We start from the raw sequence: 19,936 nt of genomic DNA, 5'->3' as shown, positions 1-19,936 counted from the left end.
AGCCCCGACGCGGCCTGTCAGCCCAGGGCTGACATGATCCGGTGAACCGGGCGCGGGCCGCACGGCGCCCGCCCGGCGACCCGGGGGCGGGAGCAGCGCCCCCCGGGTCGCACGGCCGCTCGCGTCAGAGCGTCTTGCCGGTCGCCGGGCCCACGATCAGGCCCTCCTCGAAGCGGTCCACGCGGACCGTGTCGCCGTCCTTGACCTCGCCGGAGAGGATCTCCCGGGCGAGGCGGTCGCCGATCGTGGTCTGCACGAGCCGGCGCAGCGGGCGGGCGCCGTAGGCCGGGTCCAGGCCCTCCTCGGCGAGCCAGGCCAGCGCCGCGGGCGTGACGTCCAGCGCGAGCCGGCGCTCGGCCAGCCGCCTCGCCAGCCGGTCGATCTGGAGCCCGGCGATCCGCTCCAGCTCGGGCTTGGTCAGCGCGGTGAAGACCACCAGGTCGTCGAGCCGGTTGAGGAACTCGGGCTTGAAGGAGGCCCGGACCACCTCCAGCACCTGCTCCCGCTTCTCCGCCTCGCTGCTCACCGGGTCGACCAGGAACTGGCTGCCCAGGTTGGAGGTGAGCACCAGGATGGTGTTGCGGAAGTCGACCGTGCGGCCCTGGCCGTCCGTCAGGCGGCCGTCGTCCAGCACCTGCAGCAGGATGTCGAAGACCTCGGGGTGGGCCTTCTCCACCTCGTCCAGCAGCACCACGCTGTACGGGCGCCGCCGCACCGCCTCGGTGAGCTGGCCGCCCTCCTCGTAGCCGACGTAGCCGGGGGGCGCGCCCACCAGCCGGGCCACGCTGTGCTTCTCGCCGTACTCCGACATGTCGATGCGGACCATGGCCCGCTCGTCGTCGAAGAGGAAGTCGGCGAGCGCCTTGGCCAGTTCTGTCTTGCCGACGCCGGTCGGGCCCAGGAAGAGGAAGGAACCGGTGGGGCGGTCGGGGTCGGAGATCCCGGCCCGGGAGCGGCGTACGGCGTCGCTCACCGCCCGCACGGCCTCGGTCTGGCCGATGAGGCGCCGGCCCAGCTCGTCCTCCATACGCAGCAGCTTCTGGGTCTCGCCCTCCAGCAGGCGCCCGGCGGGGATGCCGGTCCAGGCGCCGACGACGTCGGCGATGTCGTCGGAGCCGACCTCCTCCTTGACCATGGTGTCCCTGGCGACCTCCTCCTCGGCCTCGGAGGCGGCCTCCAGCTCCTTCTCCAGCTCCGGGATCCGGCCGTAGAGGAGCTTGGCCGCGGTGTCGAAGTCGCCGTCGCGCTGCGCGCGTTCGGCCTGGCCGCGCAGGTCGTCCAGGCGCTCCTTCAGCTCACCGACCCGGTTGAGGGACTGCTTCTCCTTCTCCCAGCGGGCGGTCAGGCCCCGCAGCTCCTCCTCCTTGTCGGCGAGGTCGCGGCGGAGCTTCTCCAGGCGCTCCCGGGAGGCCGGGTCGGTCTCCTTGGCGATCGCCAGCTCCTCCATCTTCAGCCGGTCCACGGAGCGCTGGAGTTCGTCGATCTCCACCGGGGAGGAGTCGATCTCCATGCGCAGCCGGGAGGCCGCCTCGTCGACCAGGTCGATGGCCTTGTCGGGCAGGAAGCGGGAGGTGATGTACCGGTCGGACAGGGTGGCGGCGGCCACCAGCGCGCTGTCCGCGATCTGCACCTTGTGGTGGGCCTCGTACCGGCCCTTGAGCCCGCGCAGGATGGCGATGGTGTCCTCGACGGTCGGCTCGGCGACCAGCACCTGCTGGAAGCGGCGCTCCAGGGCGGGGTCCTTCTCGATCCGCTCCCGGTACTCGTCCAGGGTCGTGGCGCCGACCATGCGCAGCTCACCGCGGGCCAGCATCGGCTTGAGCATGTTGCCCGCGTCCATGGCGGAGTCGCCGCCGGCACCGGCGCCGACGACGGTGTGCAGCTCGTCGATGAAGGTGATGATCTGCCCGTCGGAGTCCCTGATCTCGGCGAGCACGGACTTCAGCCGCTCCTCGAACTCGCCGCGGTACTTGGCGCCGGCCACCATCGCGCCGAGGTCGAGCGCGACCAGCCGCTTGTCCTTCAGCGACTCGGGGACGTCCCCCTTCACGATGCGCTGGGCGAGTCCCTCCACGACGGCGGTCTTGCCCACGCCGGGCTCGCCGATCAGGACGGGGTTGTTCTTGGTACGGCGGCTCAGCACCTGCACGACCCGCCGGATCTCCTGGTCCCGCCCGATGACCGGGTCGAGCCGGCCCTCGCGGGCGGCGGCGGTGAAGTCGGTGCCGAACTTCTCCAGGGCCTTGTACTGACCCTCGGGATCGGCGGTGGTCACGCGGCGTCCTCCCCTGGCCTTGGTGAAGGCCTCTTCCAGCTTCTTGGCGTCGGCGCCCTGCTTCCGGAGCACCTCGCCGGCCGCGCCGCCCTTGGCGGCGATGCCGAGGAGCAGGTGCTCGGTGGACAGGTACTCGTCGCCGAGCGCCTTCGCCCGCTCGGTGGCGTCGGCGATGACCGCGAGCAGCTCGCGGTTGGGCTGCGGCGGCGCGACGGTGGAGCCGGTCACGCTGGGCAGTCCGGCCAGCACGCGCTCGGCGCCGGAGCGTACGGCGGCCTGGTCGGCCTCGACGGCGGCGAGCAGGTCGGTGATGTTCTCGTTGTCCTGGCCCTGGAGCAGAGCCAGCAGCAGGTGGGCGGGGGTGAGGTCCGGGTGCCCCCCGGTGACTGCGCGGTTGCCGGCCGCGTTGATCGCGTCCCGGCTCCTGTTGGTCAGCTCGGCGTCCACGTGTCCGTTCTCCTCCTCGGCGTCGGCTCGGCGGCCAGGTCCTTCCCAGTGCTGACTTGATCAGCGTACACAAAGTTGAGTCTATTCCGCTCAAGGCGAGACATGGCGCCGGACGCGGGAATCAGCGGCTAGGTTTCGGCCATGGCCAAGCACTCCGTAGACCCGGCTGCCCCCGACGAGCCCTATCTCGCCTTCTGGCGGGAGCGGCATCTGTGCACCCTGACCACCCTGCGCCCGGACGGCAGTCCGCACGTGGTGCCGGTCGGGGTGACGTACGACCCCGAGGCGCGGCTGGCCCGGGTGATCACGAACGGGGGCAGCGCGAAGGCGGCCCACGTGCGCGCGGCCGGCGCCGAGGGCGCCCGGGTCGCGGTGTGCCAGGTCGACGGCCGCCGCTGGGCCACGCTGGAGGGCCGGGCCCGGGTGCGCGAGGACCGGGAGCGGGTCGCGGAGGCGGAGCGCCGGTACGCCGAGCGCTACCACCGGGTGCCGGCGGAGAACCCGCGGCGGGTGGTGATCGAGATCGAGATCGAGCGGGCGCTCGGGCACGGCTGACACCCGACGGATTTCAGCCGGTGTGGCCGCGCTCCCATGCCCGGAATCTGCCCATAAACTGCAGCGGCGTCACCGTGTTCAGGTCACGGTGACGCCGCTGCGGGGGGAAGCACCTGAGCGATCTGTTACGACGGGGGAATCGCGTCAGGCACTGCGGGGGGTGGCTGAGATGGCGGTGAGTTCCGGGTCCTCCGGCTCCGCGAGCCGGTGGTCCCGCTGGTCCAGGTTCACGAAGATCATGCCGTAGCGGATGGCGCACCGCACCGGCTGCGGCGCCCCGCGCGGCTTGCGCAGGCACCGGTAGGCCCGTACGTCCTCGTCCTCGTCGCGGGTGACGACGACCGGCTCTCCGAAGACGGTCACCATCAGCGAGTCACCACTGTGGGGGATGGCGGTGACCAGGTCGATGAAGTGCCAGCCGGAGCGGTAGGCGGTGGCCATCTCGCGACGGAAGGAGCGGTCGTCAGGCGGGGTCGTCACGTCAACTCCTCACGCCGTCCCTGGGCTGCACCGGCCACGTGGTATCCCTGAGCGGCGCGCTGTTCACGACCGCGCCCGGCCATGTCGTGTCCGCTCGTACGTCGGCCTTCTCGCTCGCGAGGCCGCCCATCGCCCCCGCAGTCAAAGCAACAGAGAAAGCGGCGACAAGTATCGAGCGAAGCAGTCTCTTGCCCATAGTCGGCTTCGTCCTCACTTGAAGGTCCCCTCTTCCCCCGTCGAGTACGACGATGGCTCATTCGGGCACGTCATGGCCACATAATCAATGCATCATGTTCCTGCACGTTCAGGACCCTGGGGGGTGGAGATTTGGAAACGAATCAGACTAAACACGCACATCCCCATGCTGTGACCGAGATGTGTGAGGAAGGTGGACGTCTCTACGCCGCCGCCCTGCGCGCCGGGCGCATCGCGCGAGCCGACGTCGAACCCGCCCCCTGCCTGCTGGAGTTCGACCTCCTGTACCCGGATCCGGACGATCCGGAGTGGCTGCGCCCGCTGCCCGCGCCCGTCGCCCTCGCCCAGCGGCTCAGCCCCCTGGAGCGCGAGATCGCGGACCGCAGGCGGCTGACCATCCGGCTCGCCGACGCCTTCGAGCCGTTCATATCCCTCCACAGCCACATAGCCGCGGCCACCGACTCGATCGCGGTGCTGGAGGGCGGGGAGCGCATCAACGCGGCGCTGAACCTCGCCACGTCGCAGTGCCAGAACGAGGTGCTCACCGTACAGCCGAGCGACCGCCTCTCCGAACAGAACCTGCTGCGCGGCCTCGAACGGGACCGCCCGCTCATCGAACGCGGCGTCCGGATCCGCACGCTGTACCAGCACACCGCGCGGTACAACCCGGAGAAGCTGGCCTACGTGGCCCAGCTCGCCAGCGGCAAGGCGGAGTACCGGACCATCGACGAACTGGTGGAGCGCCTCATCGTCTGCGACGACTCCGTCGCCTTCATCCCCATCCGGGACGACCAGCAGGTCGCCCTCGAACTGCGCCACCCGGGCCTGGTCCGCTACCTGATCAAGGTGTTCGAGTTCATGTGGGGCCGCGCGGTCCCCCTGAGCGCCGGCGCCCCCTACGAGACCGCCCCCGACGGCATCTCCGAGGTCCAGCACTCCATCGCCAAGCTCCTCGTCGAGGGCCACGTCGACGAGGCGATCGCCCGGCGCCTTGGCATGAACGTACGCACCTGCCGCGCCCACATCGCCAAGCTCGCCCAGGCCCTCGGCAGCGGCAGCCGGGCCCAGCTCGGCTTCCTCATCGCCCAGTCCGGAATGCTGGAGGACAAGGACGCCCTGGCGCCGGGGCCGAACGGCCACTGACCGGCGCGACCCGGCCGCCTCACAGGGCGGAACGGGCCTCCCGGCCGGAGCGGCCGACGGCCGGCGCGGCGACGTGCGCGGCCTGCGGCGGCCGGTCCAGACCCGCCTGGGCGAGGCGGACGCCCAACTGCGTGCGGCTGGCCGCCCCGAGCGTCTCGGAGAGCCGGGCGATGTGGCCGCGGCAGGTACGGACGCTGATGCCGAGGCGTTCGGCGATCACGGCGTCCTGGTGGCCCTCCGCGAGCAGCGCGGCGATGGACCGCTCACGGTGCGAGATGCCCTCGATCCCGGTGTCGGGCAGCGGGGCCGTCAGCGGCAGCGCCAGTCGCCAGAGCCGCTCGAAGACCGTCACCAGATACTCGACCAGGGCCGGGTGGCGCAGCTCGAGGGCCATCGTGCGCTCGGAGTTGGCGGGGATGAACGCGACCGTGCGGTCGAAGAGGATCAGCCGGTCGATGACCTCGTCCAAGGTGCGGGCCTCGACCGCTCCGCCCATCAGTTCCAGGTAGTTGAGCAGCCCCTGCCCGTGCCGCGCCACGTGCGTGTAGAGGTCGCGCATGCGCACGCCCCGGCCGCGCAGGGCCAGCGCCCGGTGCAGCCCCTCGGTCAGCTCGTCCTCGCGGCGGATGCCGCCGGGCTGCACGGTGAGCACCTCGGCCGTGCACGCCGCGGTCGCCTCGTCCATCGCGGCCTGGATGCGGGACAGTCCGTCCAGCACCCGGATGGCCGTGCCCTCACCGGACGCCGTGAGCGCCTGGAGCTGCCGGCCCAGGCCCGCGTACCACTCGAAGGCGGCGACCGCCGAGCCCACCCGCAGCTGGCTCTCCCTGACCTCGTCGTGGACCCCGCGCAGCAGCCGCGTCATGACCTCCTGCGGCGAGGTCGGCACCAGCCAGTCCATGTCGTCCGGATCGGGGTGCAGCAGGGCCAGTTCGAGCAGACAGGGCACCGGCTCGGCGTCCGTGCGCGGCACCCGCCCCCGGCGTACGGCCCGGGAATACACGCGATCCCCGGCCTCGCACAGCCGGTCGGCACCGTGAGGATGATCCTCCGTCCCGTGCCCGGCCATCGCCCATTCCACCCCCGGTTGCTGCCACTTCCGCAGCGCAACTATGCGCGGCCGGGACCGGCTCCGCAACACGGCTCCGGCCGCCCCGGGCGGGGAAATCGGCCGGTATGCGCCGTTGCGTACGGGTCTTAGGCCCGCCGCGCAGCAACAAGCTGGCGGGCGGGACGCGGGCTACTTCAGGCCGATGGACGCGCAGGCCGCCTTGTACTTGGCAGTGCAGATGTCGCCGACCGTGTAGATCCCGTCGGCGATCACGGTGTCCTTGATCTTGCCCCGGGTCAGCGCGCTCACCTGGACGAGGCGGGACGGGATGTTCTTGTCGGTGGGGCTGTCGACGTGGTCCTGGGTCAGGGCGTCGAACTGGATGTCCTTGCCCTGCACCTTGGTGACGGCCATCTGGGCGGCGGCCTCGGCCTCGTCCGGGTAGGACTTGTAGACGCTCATGTACTGGTCGCCGGCGACGATCCGCTGGACCGCGTCCAGTTCGGCGTCCTGGCCGGTGATGGGGGGCAGCTTGCTGACGCCGGCCGCCTGCAGGGCCTTGATGACACCGCCCGCCATGCCGTCGTTGGCGGCGTAGACAGCGGCGATGTTGTCCTTGCCGATCTCGGCGATCGCCTTGGTCATGTAGGCCTGGGCGATCTCCGGCTTCCAGTCGGTGGTGTCGTAGGACTTCGCGATGTCCACCTTGCCGTTCAGCTCGGACAGCGCGCCCTGCTTGAACTGCTTGGCGTTGGGGTCGGTGGGCGAGCCGTTCACCATGACGACCTTGTCGGAGGTGTCCACGCCCGAGCCCAGGGCCTCCAGCAGCGTGCGGCCCTGCACCTCGCCGACCAGCTCGTTGTCGAAGGAGATGTAGGCGTCGATCGGGCCCTCGGCGAGACGGTCGTAGGCGATGACCGGGATGCCCGCCTCCTTGGCCTTCTTCACCTCGCCGACGATGCCGTGCGAGTCGACCGCGTCGAGCAGGATGACGTCGACCTTCTCGTCGATCATCGTCTGCATCTGGCCGGCCTGCCGGGCGGCGTCCGCGTCCGCGTTGGCGTACCGGACCGTGCCCTTCTTGCCGGTCAGTTCGGCCACCTTGCTCTTGATGATGGGGTAGTCGAACTTGTCGTAGCGGGTGTTCGCCTTCTCCGGCAGCAGCAGTCCGACGGTGACGTCGTCGCCCTTCGTCGGGCTCGCGCTCGCACCGTCCCCCGTCGCGTCCAGCACGCCGCACCCGGCGAGCGAAAGGATCAACGTGGACGCGGCCACGGATATGGCGATACGACGCATTCGAGGGCTCACTTCAGGTGCGATCCGGACGTGGGGGCTGCTTTACGACCCAGGTGTCTGAAAAGACAACGCGGAGCGGCCACCCGGCGTCAAGCGGAACTACTTAACGAGTGCGCAACAGCACGCTCCGCTGCACCTGTGAAGGAGGAGCGGAATCGCCTCCAAACAGCCTTTACGGACCCTCCACGCAAAGGAAGTTCACGGGAGGGCAAAGATCCGGCAACCAACCCGCGCCCGCCGCACACGTGCGAGGGGCCGGGGACGGTCGCCCGTCCCCGGCCCCTCGCCGTGCCGTTTCCCCGTGGGCGGTCAGTCCGCCTGCTGCTGCCGCTTGGGCCGCCAGACCACCAGCGCGCTGGTCTGCTGCACCTCCTGATACGGCACCAGGTCGCGCCGGTAGGAGGCGTGGACGGCGGCCTCGCGCTGCCGCATCGCGGCCGCCGCGCCGTCCAGTGCCCCCTGCAGCTCCGCGACGCGGGACTGGAGCGCGGCGACCTGGTTCTCCAGTTCGATGATGCGCTTGATACCGGCCAGGTTGATGCCCTCGTCCTGGGACAACGTCTGCACCTGGCGGAGCAGTTCGATGTCACGGGCCGAGTAGCGGCGGCCCCGTCCGGCCGTGCGGTCCGGGGAGACCAGACCGAGACGGTCGTACTGGCGCAGCGTCTGCGGATGGAGTCCGGAGAGCTGGGCCGCCACCGAGATGACGTAGACCGGGGTCTCCTCGGTCAGTTCGTACGGGTTGCGCCGACGGCCGGGTGTGTCCATGGGGCGCTCAATCTCCCTTCGCGGCCTCGAACAGCTCCGCCCGCGGGTCCTCGCCCGCGGTCGCCTCGCGATACGCCTCAAGCGCGTCACGAGCCTTCCCCGACAGGTCCTTCGGGACACTCACCTCGACGGTGACCAGAAGGTCGCCGCGGGTGCCGTCCTTGCGGACCGCGCCCTTGCCCCGGGCGCGCATGGTGCGGCCGTTCGGGGTGCCGGGCGGCAGTTTCAGGGTGACCGCCGGGCCGCCGAGAGTAGGGACCCGCACCTCGCCGCCGAGAGCCGCCTCGGCGTACGTCACCGGCACGGTGACGGTGAGGTTGTCGTCCTTGCGCCCGAACACCGGGTGCTCGCCGACGTGCACGACCACGTAGAGGTCGCCCGCCGGTCCGCCCCGCTCGCCGGGCGCCCCCTTGCCGCGCAGCCGGATCCGCTGCCCGTCCGTGACGCCGGCCGGGATGCGGACCTGCATGGTGCGCGAGGACTTGGCGCGGCCGCTGCCCTTGCACTCCAGGCAGGGGTGCTCGGCGATGAGGCCGCGGCCCTTGCAGTCGGGGCAGGGGTCGGTGAGCGAGAACCCGCCGCCCGAGCCCCGGGCGACCTGCCCGGTGCCGACGCAGGTCGGGCACACGCGCGGCGTGCCGTTCTTGTCGCCGGTGCCCGAACAGGCCTTGCAGGGCGCCTGGGAGGACATCCGCAAGGGCACGGTGGCGCCCTCGATGGCCTCCGTGAAGCTCAGCGTGACCTCGGTGTCGATGTCCTGGCCGCGCCGCGGCTGGGTACGCGTGGTGCCCGCGCCGCCGCGGTTGAACAGGCCGCCGAAGACGTCGCCGAGCCCGCCGCCGAAGCCGCCCGAGGTCTGCGCGTTGCCCCCGAAGAGGTCGCCGAGGTCGAAGTTGAAGTTGCCGCCGCCGGCGCCCGGCCCGGGGCGGAAGCCCCCGTTGCCGAACAGGGCGCGCGCCTCGTCGTACTCCTTGCGCTTCTTCGGGTCGCCGAGGACGTCGTTCGCCTCGGAGATCTCCTTGAAGCGCTCCTCGGCCCTGGCGTTGCCCTTGTTGGCGTCCGGGTGGAACTCGCGGGCGAGCTTCCGGTACGCCTTCTTGATCTCGGCCTCGGTGGCGTCCTTGGGGACGCCGAGGACCTTGTAGTAGTCCTTCTCGATGAAGTCCTTGGTACTCATCCCCGACGTCCCTCCTTCCTGTCCCCGGTGATTACGTCAGCCCTCCTCCGGGCCACCGTTCTCCTTGTCGTCGGCCGCGTCCGCGTCGGTGCCGCCGTCCTCGGCGCCCTCGGCCTTGACGGTCTGCGCGCCGGGCTGCGGTTCGGCGACGGCCACCCGCGCGGGGCGGATGGTGCGCTCGCCGATGCGGTACCCGGGCTGCAGGATGGCCACGCACGTCGTCTCGGTGACGTCCGGCGCGTAGCTGTGCATCAGGGCCTCGTGGATCGTCGGGTCGAAGGGCTCGCCCTCCTTGCCGAACTGCTGCAGGCCCATCTTGGCCGCGACGGTCTCCAGCGACTCGGCCACCGACTTGAAGCCGCCGACCAGTTCGCCGTGTTCCCGTGCCCGGCCGATGTCGTCGAGCACGGGCAGGAGCTCGGTCAGGAGGTTCGCGACGGCGATCTCCCGGACCGCGACCCGGTCGCGTTCGACGCGGCGGCGGTAGTTCTGGTACTCGGCCTGCAGGCGCTGGAGGTCCAGCGTGCGCTCGTTCAGTGCCGTGCGCACCTGGTCCAGCTGTGCCACCAGACCGGCGTCTGCGGTTGCGTCCCCGGCCGGGGCCGCCCCCTCCTCGGGGGCGGCCTTCGGCTCGGCGTCGTCAGGGGTGGCGCCGGAGGGGACGTCGGGCTTCTCCTCGAAGCCCGGGGTCTCCTCCGTCACGCGGCACCGTCCTTGCGCTCGTCGTCGACGATCTCGGCGTCAACGACGTCGTCGTCCGCCTTGGCCTCACCCTCGGGCGCGCCACCGGCGGCCTGGGCGGCCTGGGCGTCGGCGTACATGGCCTGACCCAGCTTCTGCGAGACGGCCGCGACCTTCTCGGTGGCGGTGCGGATCTCGGCGGTGTCCTCGCCCTTGAGCTTCTCCTTCAGCTCGGCGACGGCCTCCTCGACCTCGGTCTTGACCTCGCCCGGGACCTTGTCCTCGTTGTCCTTGAGGAACTTCTCGGTCTGGTAGACGAGCTGCTCGCCCTGGTTGCGGGTCTCGGCGGCCTCCCGGCGGGCGTGGTCCTCCTCCGCGTACTTCTCGGCCTCCTGGCGCATGCGGTCGACCTCGTCCTTCGGCAGCGAGGAGCCGCCGGTGACGGTCATCTTCTGCTCCTTGCCCGTGCCGAGGTCCTTCGCGGTCACGTGCATGATGCCGTTGGCGTCGATGTCGAAGGCGACCTCGATCTGCGGAACGCCACGCGGCGCCGGCGGCAGACCGGTCAGCTCGAACATGCCGAGCTTCTTGTTGTACGCCGCGATCTCGCGCTCGCCCTGGTAGACCTGGATCTGCACCGACGGCTGGTTGTCCTCGGCCGTGGTGAAGATCTCGGACCGCTTGGTCGGGATCGTGGTGTTGCGCTCGATGAGCTTCGTCATGATGCCGCCCTTGGTCTCGATGCCGAGGGACAGCGGGGTCACGTCGAGGAGCAGGACGTCCTTGACCTCGCCCTTGAGGACACCGGCCTGGAGGGCGGCGCCGATGGCGACGACCTCGTCCGGGTTCACGCCCTTGTTGGCCTCGTTGCCGCCGGTCAGCTCCTTGACGAGCTCGGCGACGGCCGGCATGCGGGTGGAGCCGCCGACGAGGACCACGTGGTCGATCTCGCCGAGCTGGATGCCCGCGTCCTTGATGACGTTGTGGAACGGCGTCTTGCAGCGCTCCAGCAGGTCCGCGGTGAGCTGCTGGAACTGGGCGCGGGTGAGCTTCTCGTCCAGGTGCAGCGGGCCCTCGGCGGACGCCGTGATGTAGGGCAGGTTGATCGAGGTCTCGGTGGACGAGGACAGCTCGATCTTCGCCTTCTCGGCGGCCTCGCGCAGACGCTGCAGCGCCATCTTGTCCTTGGACAGGTCCACGCCGTGACCGGACTGGAACTGCTTGACCAGGTAGTCGACGACACGCTGGTCCCAGTCGTCACCACCGAGGTGGTTGTCACCGTTGGTGGCCTTCACCTCGACGACGCCGTCGCCGATCTCCAGGAGGGACACGTCGAACGTGCCGCCACCGAGGTCGAAGACGAGGATCGTCTGGTCGTCCTTGTCGAGGCCGTAGGCGAGCGCCGCCGCGGTGGGCTCGTTGACGATGCGCAGGACGTTCAGACCGGCGATCTCGCCGGCCTCCTTCGTCGCCTGGCGCTCGGAGTCGTTGAAGTAGGCCGGGACGGTGATGACCGCGTCCGTGACCTTCTCGCCCAGGTACGACTCGGCGTCCCGCTTCAGCTTCTGCAGGATGAAGGCGGAGATCTGCTGCGGGTTGAAGTCCTTCCCGTCGAGCTGGATCTTCCAGTCGGTGCCCATGTGGCGCTTGACGGACCGGATGGTCCGGTCCACGTTCGTGACCGCCTGGCGCTTGGCCACCTCGCCGACGAGCACCTCGCCGTTCTTCGCGAAGGCGACGACGGACGGCGTGGTCCTGGCACCCTCGGCGTTGGTGATGACGGTGGGCTCGCCGCCCTCCAGAACGCTGACGACGGAGTTAGTCGTGCCCAGGTCGATGCCGACCGCACGTGCCATGGTTGATTCCTCCAGCTGACTTGAGTGGAACAGGCTCAAGTGTGCATGAGGGAGGCCGTGCGGTCAACAGACCTGAGTCAGTCAGACTCAACTCTTATCCGTTCCTCACACGCAACCGCGCGCTGACCTGCGTCGACACCGTCCGACGGGGTGGCTGGACAGGGATGCGAAGGAGTACGAGGACGGCGAAGACCACCCCGCCGACCACCCACAGCACCGCCTTCTCCCCGGTCCACCCCGTGTGGACGAGCACCCCCACGAGCACGGAGGAGAAGGACCCGGCGCCCAGCAGCACCACCGCCCCCGGCGGGGTCGGCCCGAGCCGCCGCAGCCGGTGCGCCAGGTGGTCCGGGCCCCGCCTGAGCAGCGGGCGGCGGGAGGTGAGGCGGGCGAGGACGACCAGCAGGAAGTCGGCCGCCGCCACGGCGCTCAGGCTGAACACGACGCCCGCGCTCTGCTCCAGCCCGTACCCGGCGCGCGTGAAGACGACGGCCGAGGACAGCAGGAAGCCCGTGAAGAGCGATCCGCAGGCCCCGAGCCCCACTCGCGCGGGATGCCAGTTGTGCATCAGGAAGCCGGTCAGCGCCGCCGCGAACACGCTGAGGAGCACGGCCAGCCCGTCCATCAGCTCGGCCGCGGCGCACACCCCCGCCCCGAAGGCGGTGACCACCCCCACGGTCCCGGCGAGACCGTCGGCGTGGTCGAGCCCCTTGAAGGCGAGCGTCGCGAAGACGATCCAGGCCACGGCCAGCAGGCCGCCCCAGGCGCCCGTCTCGTCGTACGGCACCACGCAGGCCGCCGCGACGGCCGTGCCGGTCACCAGTACCCGGGACCGCAGCCGCCACACGTCGGCGACCAGTCCCAGCGAGGCGATCCCGGCGGCGGCGGCGAGCAGCCGGCCGACCCCGTCCCCGAACGGCGCCACCCCGAGCCACTGCCCCGCCCAGGCGACCAGGCAGGTGACGGCCACGACGGCCACGCCCCCGAGCACCGGGAGGGGCCGCTGCCGCCGCCGGTCCAGGATTCCCGCGCGCAGCGCGGGCATCCGGAGCAGCGCCGCGAGCACGGCGGTGAGGAGGAGGGCGGCGCAGGCCGCGGCGATCCCGTAGAGCACGGCTCTAAGTTAGGCGCGAAAGTAGCAATTCGGTACGAATAACACGATCAGATTGCCATCCAGCTCAGGCACACCTCAGCGATCCAGATCACCTCGCGCCTGGCTACAGTGCGAGTAAAGATGCGGGTAGTCTCGAACGGACTGCATAAGTTACCGCTTAGTAATTTCCCTCGCAGGCCCGAGGAGCCCCGAAATGCAACTCGCCGCGATCATCGTGTCGCTGGTTCTGATCGTGGTCGGCGTGGCCCTGTTCGCCCGCGCCCTCCTGCAGATCTACAACTTCATGCGGCTCGGCCAGAACGTGCCCGCGGGCACCCGAACCGACGAGCCCGGCCGGCGCACCGTCACCGTGGTCAGGGAGTTCCTCGGCCACACCCGGATGAACCGCTGGGGCATCGTCGGTGTCGCGCACTGGTTCGTGGCGGTCGGCTTCTTCTCGCTGCTGCTGACGATCGTCAACGCCATCGGCCAGCTCTTCCAGGCCGACTGGCTGCTGCCGGTCATCGGCGACTGGGCGCCGTACAACGTCTTCGTCGAGTTCATCGGCACGATGACGGTGCTCGGCATCCTCGCCCTGATCGTCATCCGGCAGCTCACCCACCCGCGCAAGCCGGGCCGCAAGTCCCGCTTCGCCGGCTCCAACTTCGGCCAGGCGTACTTCGTCGAGGCCGTCATCCTCATCGTCGGCGTCTGCATCTTCATGCTGCACGCGCTGGAGGGCGCCCAGCACCACGTGGACGGCTACGAGGCCTCGTTCTTCATCTCGTACCCGGTCGTCCACTGGCTCGAGGGCATGGACGTCTCCACGCTCCAGAACCTCACCTACTTCTTCGCGGGCCTGAAGATCGCGACGTCCTTCATCTGGATGATCACCGTCGCCCTGAAGACCGACATGGGTGTGGCCTGGCACCGGTTCCTCGCCTTCCCGAACATCTGGTTCAAGCGCAACGCCGACGGCGGCACCTCCCTCGGCGCCCTGCTCCCGATGACCTCCGGCGGCGAGCCGATCAACTTCGAGGACCCGGGCGAGGACGACGTCTTCGGCGTCTCCCAGGTCGAGCAGTTCTCCTGGAAGGGCCTGCTGGACTTCTCCACCTGCACCGAGTGCGGCCGCTGCCAGTCGCAGTGCCCCGCCTGGAACACCGGCAAGCCGCTCTCCCCGAAGCTGCTGATCATGTCGCTGCGGGACCACGCCCACGCCAAGGCGCCGTACCTGCTGGCCGGCGGCGGCAAGACCATGGAGGGCGAGGAGAAGGCCTCCGAGGAGCAGCTCAAGGACGTGCCCGCCGCCGCCCTCGCGGAGGCCGAGCGCCCGCTCGTCGGCACCGCCGAGGAGAACGGCGTCATCGACCCGGACGTCCTGTGGTCCTGCACCACCTGCGGCGCCTGCGTCGAGCAGTGCCCCGTGGACATCGAGCACGTCGACCACATCGTCGACATGCGCCGCTACCAGGTCATGATCGAGTCGGCGTTCCCGTCCGAGGCGGGCACGATGCTCAAGAACCTGGAGAAGAAGGGCAACCCCTGGGGCCTGGCCAAGAAGCAGCGCCTCGAGTGGCTCAAGGAGGTCGACTTCGAGGTCCCGGTCGTCGGCAGGGACATCGAGGACCTCACCGAGGTCGAGTACCTCTACTGGGTCGGCTGCGCCGGCGCCCTCGAGGACCGCGCGAAGAAGACCACCAAGGCCTTCGCCGAGCTGCTGCACATCGCGGGCGTGAAGTTCGCGATCATGGGCGGCGACGAGAAGTGCACCGGCGACTCCGCCCGCCGCCTCGGCAACGAGCCCCTGTTCCAGGAGCTCGGCATGGAGAACGTCATGGCCCTGAACACGGCGTTCGGCGAGGAGCTGGACGACGACGGCAAGGTCACGGCGGAGTCCAGGAAGCCGAAGTCGGCGAAGAAGATCGTCGCCACCTGCCCGCACTGCCTCAACACGCTCGGCAACGAGTACCCGCAGCTCGGCGGCGACTACGAGGTCATCCACCACACCCAGCTGCTCCAGCACCTGGTGGACGAGGGCAAGCTGATCCCCGTCACCCCGGTCGAGGGCATCATCACCTACCACGACCCGTGCTACCTGGGCCGCCACAACAAGATCTACACGCCCCCGCGCGAGATCATCGGCAAGGTCCCGGGCCTGCGCAACGAGGAGATGCACCGCCACAAGGAGCGCGGCTTCTGCTGCGGCGCCGGCGGCGCCCGGATGTGGATGGAGGAGCGGATCGGCAAGCGCATCAACAACGAGCGCGTCGACGAGGCCCTCTCCCTCAACCCGGACATCGTCTCCACCGCCTGCCCGTTCTGCCTGGTCATGCTGACCGACTCGGTCAACGGCAAGAAGAACGACGGCAAGGCCAAGGAGTCCATCCAGGTCGTGGACGTCGCCCAGCTGCTGCTCGACTCCGTCAGGACGCCGGTCGACCCGGCGGGCGAGGCGGAGACCGAGAGTGAGCCGGAGCCCGAGCCGGTGAAGTGACCGCCCGCTGAACAGCCACGGCGCCCCCCGACCGCACGGCGGACCGGGGGGCGCCGTGCTGTCCGGGACCACCGCGGCCGCCGGCTCCCCGGCCGAACCGCCACCCCGCCCCTTACCCCGTCTCTCGAACGCGTGCATGATTGCGAGATCGTCGTCCGAGAGCCGGGAGGGGTGCGCGGTGCGTGTGCGCAGAGGTGGGATCGGTACCGCGGCCGCCGTCGTCTGCGGCACCCTGCTCCTCACCGCCTGCGGACCGGGCGACGACGGGGCCGGGCGCACGCCCGCCCGGATCGCCGACGCACCCGCCGTGATTCCCGTACCGCACGGCGCGGGCAGCGACGTCCCCGACGACTTCAACGGCGACGGCCACCGCGACCTCGTCCTCGACGACCTCGTCAAGGAGGACAGCCACGCCGACGACGCGGGCATCGGCGTCGTCTACGGCGGCCCGCACGGCCTCACGCCCGGCGCTCGGCAGCTGCTCACCCCGGGGAAGCGGGCGGCCCGCTCCGGGGGACGGCTCCCGGCCGTGTTCGACGCCGAGGAAGGCTGCGACCTGGACGGCGACGGCTTCACCGACCTGATCGTCTCCACCGACCCGCCCTACGACGGCCAGGGCCGGCCCCCGGTGCCGCTGCAGGTGCTGTTCGGCTCCCCGGCCGGGCTGTCCGGCCGCGCCGTCGAGCTCACCGTCCCGGCCCGCGCCCGCTTCGGCAACGACTGGCCGGACCAGCCGGTGTGCGGCGACTTCGACGGGGACGGCCACAAGGACCTGGTGCTGCACGCCTCCGGCAGCCGGCTGTCGTACCTGCGCGGCCCGTTCAGCCGCACCGGCGCCCCGCGCACGGCCGGCGCGCCGCTCGCCGCCCCGGGTGAGGTGCCCGCCGGGCCGGCGGCCGACGTCGACGGCGACGGCGCCGACGACCTGGTGGTCCGCGCCACGGAGGGCGCCGGCACGGCCGCGGTCGTGCTCGGCGGCCCGGCCGGCCCCGCCCGCACCGGTACCCTCCTGCCCGCCGGCGTCGACGTGGCCCTCGGCCGCTTCGGCCGCGGCAGGGCGCTCGACGCGGCGGTCGGCGGCACCGCCGAAACGTCCCTGCGCTACGACCTCCCGGCCCCCGCGACCCGGGCGGCCCTCCCCGTATCCGGCTCGATGCCGGCCGCCGCCGACTTCGACGGCGACGGCCGCGACGAACTCGTCTCCAGCGGCTCCCGGCTGCGCGTCCTGCGGGCGGGGACGGCCGGCCTGTCCGGGAAGGGCGCGGTCACGGTGGCGCCGCCCGGGCCCGGCGCCACCCGGGTCCTCACGGCCGGCGACTTCGACGGGGACGGGCGGGCCGACCTGGTGGTGCGCACGCAGCTGGGCGGCACGAAGGACACCGTCGCCGTGTACCGGGGTTCGGCGAAGCACCTGCTCGACGGCCGGCCCGCGGTGACCTTCTCCACCTCGGCGTTCCTGGCGATGTGATCCGGGCGGGCTCGGTTCCCGCCGGCCCCGGAAAGTGTCCGGGCTCACGTACAACCCTTGCGCACCGAGGCAGGTCTCCTCTGCGCCGAACGCTCCGTGAACCGCGGGACAACCCACGGCGAACCCGGACGGTCCGCACCCCATCGACTGCGGATGCCCGCCAGGCATCCCCCGCATGCAGCAGGAGAAACCGCATGCACAAGCCTCTGCGACTCGCCCTCGCGACGGCCACCGCCGCCGCTCTGACGGGCGGGCTGCTCACGTTCTCGGCCGTGACCGCGACGGCCGCGGACTCCACCGTCGTCCCGCAGGCCGACTTCAACAACGACGGGATCGGCGACACGGCCTTCTCCGCCGACGGCGCGTACGTCAGCGGCAAGAAGGGCGCCGGCCAGCTCGTCGTGCTCTACGGCTCCAAGAGCGACGGCGTCTCGTCCGCCAAGCGCTCCACGATCAGCCAGAACACCGCCGGCAACCCGGGCTCCGCCGAGACCGGCGACCACTTCGGCGCCGAGACCGCGTACGCGGACTTCAACGACGACGGCTACGACGACCTGGCCGTCGGCACCCCCGGCGAGGACGTCGGCAGCGACACCGACGGCGGCGGCGTCGTCATCCTGTGGGGCTCCGTCTCCGGGATCACCGGCAAGGGCGTCTCGGTCGCGGACCCCGCACCCTCCGCGCACGACTACTGGGGCAAGAACCTCGCCGCAGGCGACTTCGACGGCGACGGCCGGGCCGACCTGGCCGTCGGCAGCTCCACCGCCACCGTCTACGTCCTCAAGGGCGGCTTCAACTCCTCCGGCACCCCCGGCGGCAAGTACACGGTCAAGCCCCCGATCATGGGCACCGACGCGAACGGCCCGCTCAACCTCACCGCCGGCGACATCGACAACAGCGGGGAGACCGACCTGGTGGTCGACGGCTTCGAGAGCGGCACCGCCGACGGCTGGAACCGCAACTACTACATCCCGGGCGGGACCGACGGACTGCACATGTCCGAGGCCATGCCGCTCAAGCCCGGCGTGATCACCGCGATCGGCGACATCAACGGCGACCACTACGGGGACATCGTCAGCGGCGCCTACTGGAACCCCACCACGTCGGACGGCACCGCCATCCCGGACTCGGGCAAGGGCGGCAAGGTCTGGGTGACGTACGGCTCGGACGGCGGCCCCTCCGACGCCCACGGCATCACCCAGGACACGGGCAACGTCCCCGGCACCGCCGAGGGCAACGACTTCTTCGGGTACGAGCTCGACCTCGGCGACGTCAACGGCGACGGCTTCCTCGACCTCGCGATCGGGGTGGCCGGCGAGAACATCGGCAGCGCCGCCAACACGGGCACGGTCACCGTCCTCTACGGCACCCCGGACGGCCTGGACACCACCTCCGGCGCCCAGTCCTTCGCCCAGTCCACGGCGGGCGTGCCCGGCAGCGACGAGGACGACGACTACTTCGGGCAGGACGTCAAGCTCGACGACGTCACCGGCGACAACCGGGCCGACCTGATCGTGGGATCCCGGGAGAACGACGACAACGGCGCGGTGACCTACCTGCCCTCCGACGGCACGAAGATCACCACGACCGGCTCCCGCGCCATCTCCCCGAGCACCTCGGGCGTCTCGACCACCGGAGCGCCGTTCTTCGGCGCCAACTTCGCCGACTGACCGACCCTGACGGCCCCTTAGGGGATGTCACAGGTCGGCCGCAAAGCCGGGCCCGGACGCCCGGGTCCGGCACGCCGGTCTCCGGGACCAGGTACGTTCGATGACGTGGCTGGATTCAGGAGCGGACGTGGGGGCCGCGACAACCGCACCCCCCAAGGACAGCAGGCGCCGCAGGGCCCGTCGTACGGACAGGGGCGGCCCGGCGGGCCCTCGCAGGGACGTCAGGGACCGTCGCACGGACGGCCCGCGGGCCCCTCGTACGGTTACCCGGCGGCGCAGCAGCCGCCGTACCCGCAGCAGGGACAGCCGTACGGGTACCCGGGGCCGGCCGGCGACGGCCCGGAGTACTTCGGCGACGGCGGCCACCCGGGCGCCGGCCCCGGCGGGTACGACCCGTACGCGGCGAACAACCCGGGCCACACCCAGGCGTTCTCGGTCGACGAGGCCGCCGGCTACACCCAGGGCTCGACCTACCACGCCGGCACGGCCGCGCCGTCCGGGCCGATCGGGCCGCCCCTGCACTGGAAGGAACTGCTGAAGGGCGTCGTGTTCGCCCCGAACCAGACCTTCCTGCGCATGCGGGACTACACGATGTGGGCCCCGGCGCTCATCGTCACGTTCCTCTACGGCCTGCTCGCCGTCTTCGGCTTCGACGGGGCCCGCGCGGACGTGATCGACGCGACGCTGTCCAACGCGATCCCGATCGTCCTGGTCACCGCCGTGGCGATGGTGCTGAGCGCCTTCGTCCTGGGCGTGGTCACCCACACCCTGGCCCGCCAGCTCGGCGGCGACGGCGCCTGGCAGCCCACGGTCGGCCTCTCCATGCTGATCACGTCCCTCACGGACGCGCCCCGCCTGGTCTTCGCCATGTTCTTCGGCGGCGACGCGGGCTTCGTCCAGGTGCTCGGCTGGGCCACGTGGATCGGCGCGGGCGCGCTGCTCACCTTGATGGTGTCCCGCTCGCACGACCTGCCCTGGCCGAAGGCGCTGGCCGCGTCGGCCATCCAGCTCATCGCGCTGCTGTCGATCGTGAAGCTGGGCACGTTCTAGGTCGTGTCCGCAAAGTCGCGTCGTTCGCCCGCAGGGCGGGCGTCGCGGCGTCCGGTGCGTGCTCTGGGGGTCCCCCCGGCCGAAGGCTGGGGGAGTGCCGGCCGGATGCCCTCGTACTGGGTGTACTCGGGCTTTCGGCCGGTGCGGCGAGAGTGCGTGCCGGGCGTCGCGACGCAGACGCGACTTTGCGGACACGGCCTAGCCCGGCCCGTCCTCCCCGAAAGGCCCCCGCGC

At 71.1% G+C, this 19,936-nt stretch carries 15 protein-coding genes; 6 read left to right on the top strand and 9 right to left on the bottom strand.

All coding sequences use genetic code 11. From position 1 onward, the window contains the following. Positions 1 to 124: 124 nt before the first annotated feature. A complete protein-coding gene (clpB, locus tag ACFYU0_RS13650; protein WP_351673256.1) occupies positions 125 to 2,722 on the bottom strand; it encodes an ATP-dependent chaperone ClpB in 2,598 nt (865 codons plus the stop codon). A 141-nt stretch (positions 2,723 to 2,863) separates the two neighbouring features. Here clpB and ACFYU0_RS13645 point away from each other — a divergent pair, with 141 nt between their 5' ends. Then, on the top strand, positions 2,864 to 3,277 hold the full coding sequence (locus tag ACFYU0_RS13645) for a TIGR03618 family F420-dependent PPOX class oxidoreductase (RefSeq protein WP_351673258.1): 414 nt from the start codon (positions 2,864 to 2,866) through the stop codon (positions 3,275 to 3,277). Between the two features lie 144 nt (positions 3,278 to 3,421). On the opposite strand, the gene ACFYU0_RS13640 is transcribed toward ACFYU0_RS13645, so the two are convergent. Beyond that, complete coding sequence (locus tag ACFYU0_RS13640) at positions 3,422 to 3,757, bottom strand: hypothetical protein (protein WP_351673260.1); 336 nt, start codon at positions 3,755 to 3,757, stop codon at positions 3,422 to 3,424. A gap of 375 nt (positions 3,758 to 4,132) precedes the next feature. On the opposite strand from ACFYU0_RS13640, the gene ACFYU0_RS13635 reads away from it, so the two are divergent. Further along, positions 4,133 to 5,095 (top strand): helix-turn-helix transcriptional regulator, encoded by a 963-nt coding sequence (locus tag ACFYU0_RS13635; RefSeq protein ID WP_351673284.1) that lies wholly within the window; start codon positions 4,133 to 4,135, stop codon positions 5,093 to 5,095. A 19-nt stretch (positions 5,096 to 5,114) separates the two neighbouring features. Here ACFYU0_RS13635 and ACFYU0_RS13630 read toward each other — a convergent pair whose 3' ends face one another. The 7 genes from ACFYU0_RS13630 to ACFYU0_RS13600 form a co-directional block, all read right to left on the bottom strand. After that, positions 5,115 to 6,164, bottom strand: coding sequence for a helix-turn-helix transcriptional regulator (locus ACFYU0_RS13630; protein ID WP_351673262.1), 1,050 nt, complete (start codon positions 6,162 to 6,164; stop codon positions 5,115 to 5,117). 171 nt (positions 6,165 to 6,335) lie between these two features. Continuing rightward, a complete protein-coding gene (locus tag ACFYU0_RS13625; protein WP_351673264.1) occupies positions 6,336 to 7,442 on the bottom strand; it encodes a substrate-binding domain-containing protein in 1,107 nt (368 codons plus the stop codon). A 309-nt stretch (positions 7,443 to 7,751) separates the two neighbouring features. Then, positions 7,752 to 8,210, bottom strand: coding sequence for a heat shock protein transcriptional repressor HspR (locus ACFYU0_RS13620; protein WP_389300578.1), 459 nt, complete (start codon positions 8,208 to 8,210; stop codon positions 7,752 to 7,754). A 7-nt stretch (positions 8,211 to 8,217) separates the two neighbouring features. Further along, positions 8,218 to 9,387 (bottom strand): molecular chaperone DnaJ, encoded by a 1,170-nt coding sequence (gene dnaJ, locus ACFYU0_RS13615; protein ID WP_351673268.1) that lies wholly within the window; start codon positions 9,385 to 9,387, stop codon positions 8,218 to 8,220. Between the two features lie 36 nt (positions 9,388 to 9,423). Continuing rightward, positions 9,424 to 10,089 carry a nucleotide exchange factor GrpE gene (gene grpE, locus ACFYU0_RS13610; RefSeq protein ID WP_351673270.1) on the bottom strand — a complete coding sequence of 222 codons (666 nt, stop codon included), beginning with the start codon at positions 10,087 to 10,089 and terminating at the stop codon, positions 9,424 to 9,426. Then, on the bottom strand, positions 10,086 to 11,924 hold the full coding sequence (dnaK, locus tag ACFYU0_RS13605; protein WP_351673272.1) for a molecular chaperone DnaK: 1,839 nt from the start codon (positions 11,922 to 11,924) through the stop codon (positions 10,086 to 10,088). Before dnaK ends, grpE begins: the two co-directional genes overlap by 4 nt. 94 nt (positions 11,925 to 12,018) lie before the next feature. After that, the gene (locus ACFYU0_RS13600; protein WP_351673274.1) at positions 12,019 to 13,038 is read right to left on the bottom strand and encodes an MraY family glycosyltransferase; all 1,020 of its coding nucleotides are present in this window, start codon (positions 13,036 to 13,038) and stop codon (positions 12,019 to 12,021) included. A gap of 193 nt (positions 13,039 to 13,231) precedes the next feature. Between ACFYU0_RS13600 and ACFYU0_RS13595 the strand changes: the two genes are divergently transcribed. From ACFYU0_RS13595 to ACFYU0_RS13580, 4 genes are all read left to right on the top strand, one after another. Further along, positions 13,232 to 15,514, top strand: coding sequence for a (Fe-S)-binding protein (locus ACFYU0_RS13595; protein ID WP_351673276.1), 2,283 nt, complete (start codon positions 13,232 to 13,234; stop codon positions 15,512 to 15,514). A 178-nt stretch (positions 15,515 to 15,692) separates the two neighbouring features. Next, a complete protein-coding gene (locus ACFYU0_RS13590; protein WP_389300571.1) occupies positions 15,693 to 16,982 on the top strand; it encodes an FG-GAP repeat domain-containing protein in 1,290 nt (429 codons plus the stop codon). 194 nt (positions 16,983 to 17,176) lie between these two features. Then, positions 17,177 to 18,652, top strand: coding sequence for a VCBS repeat-containing protein (locus tag ACFYU0_RS13585; RefSeq protein WP_389300568.1), 1,476 nt, complete (start codon positions 17,177 to 17,179; stop codon positions 18,650 to 18,652). A 24-nt stretch (positions 18,653 to 18,676) separates the two neighbouring features. Further along, complete coding sequence (locus ACFYU0_RS13580) at positions 18,677 to 19,702, top strand: Yip1 family protein (protein ID WP_389300565.1); 1,026 nt, start codon at positions 18,677 to 18,679, stop codon at positions 19,700 to 19,702. Positions 19,703 to 19,936: the final 234 nt, after the last annotated feature.

This window comes from Streptomyces sp. NPDC003720, from assembly GCF_042875075.1.
In the GTDB taxonomy this organism is placed as follows: Bacteria; Actinomycetota; Actinomycetes; order Streptomycetales; family Streptomycetaceae; genus Streptomyces.
The sequence above is the reverse complement of the archived record's forward strand: the minus strand, read 5'-3'. Positions and strand labels throughout refer to the sequence as shown.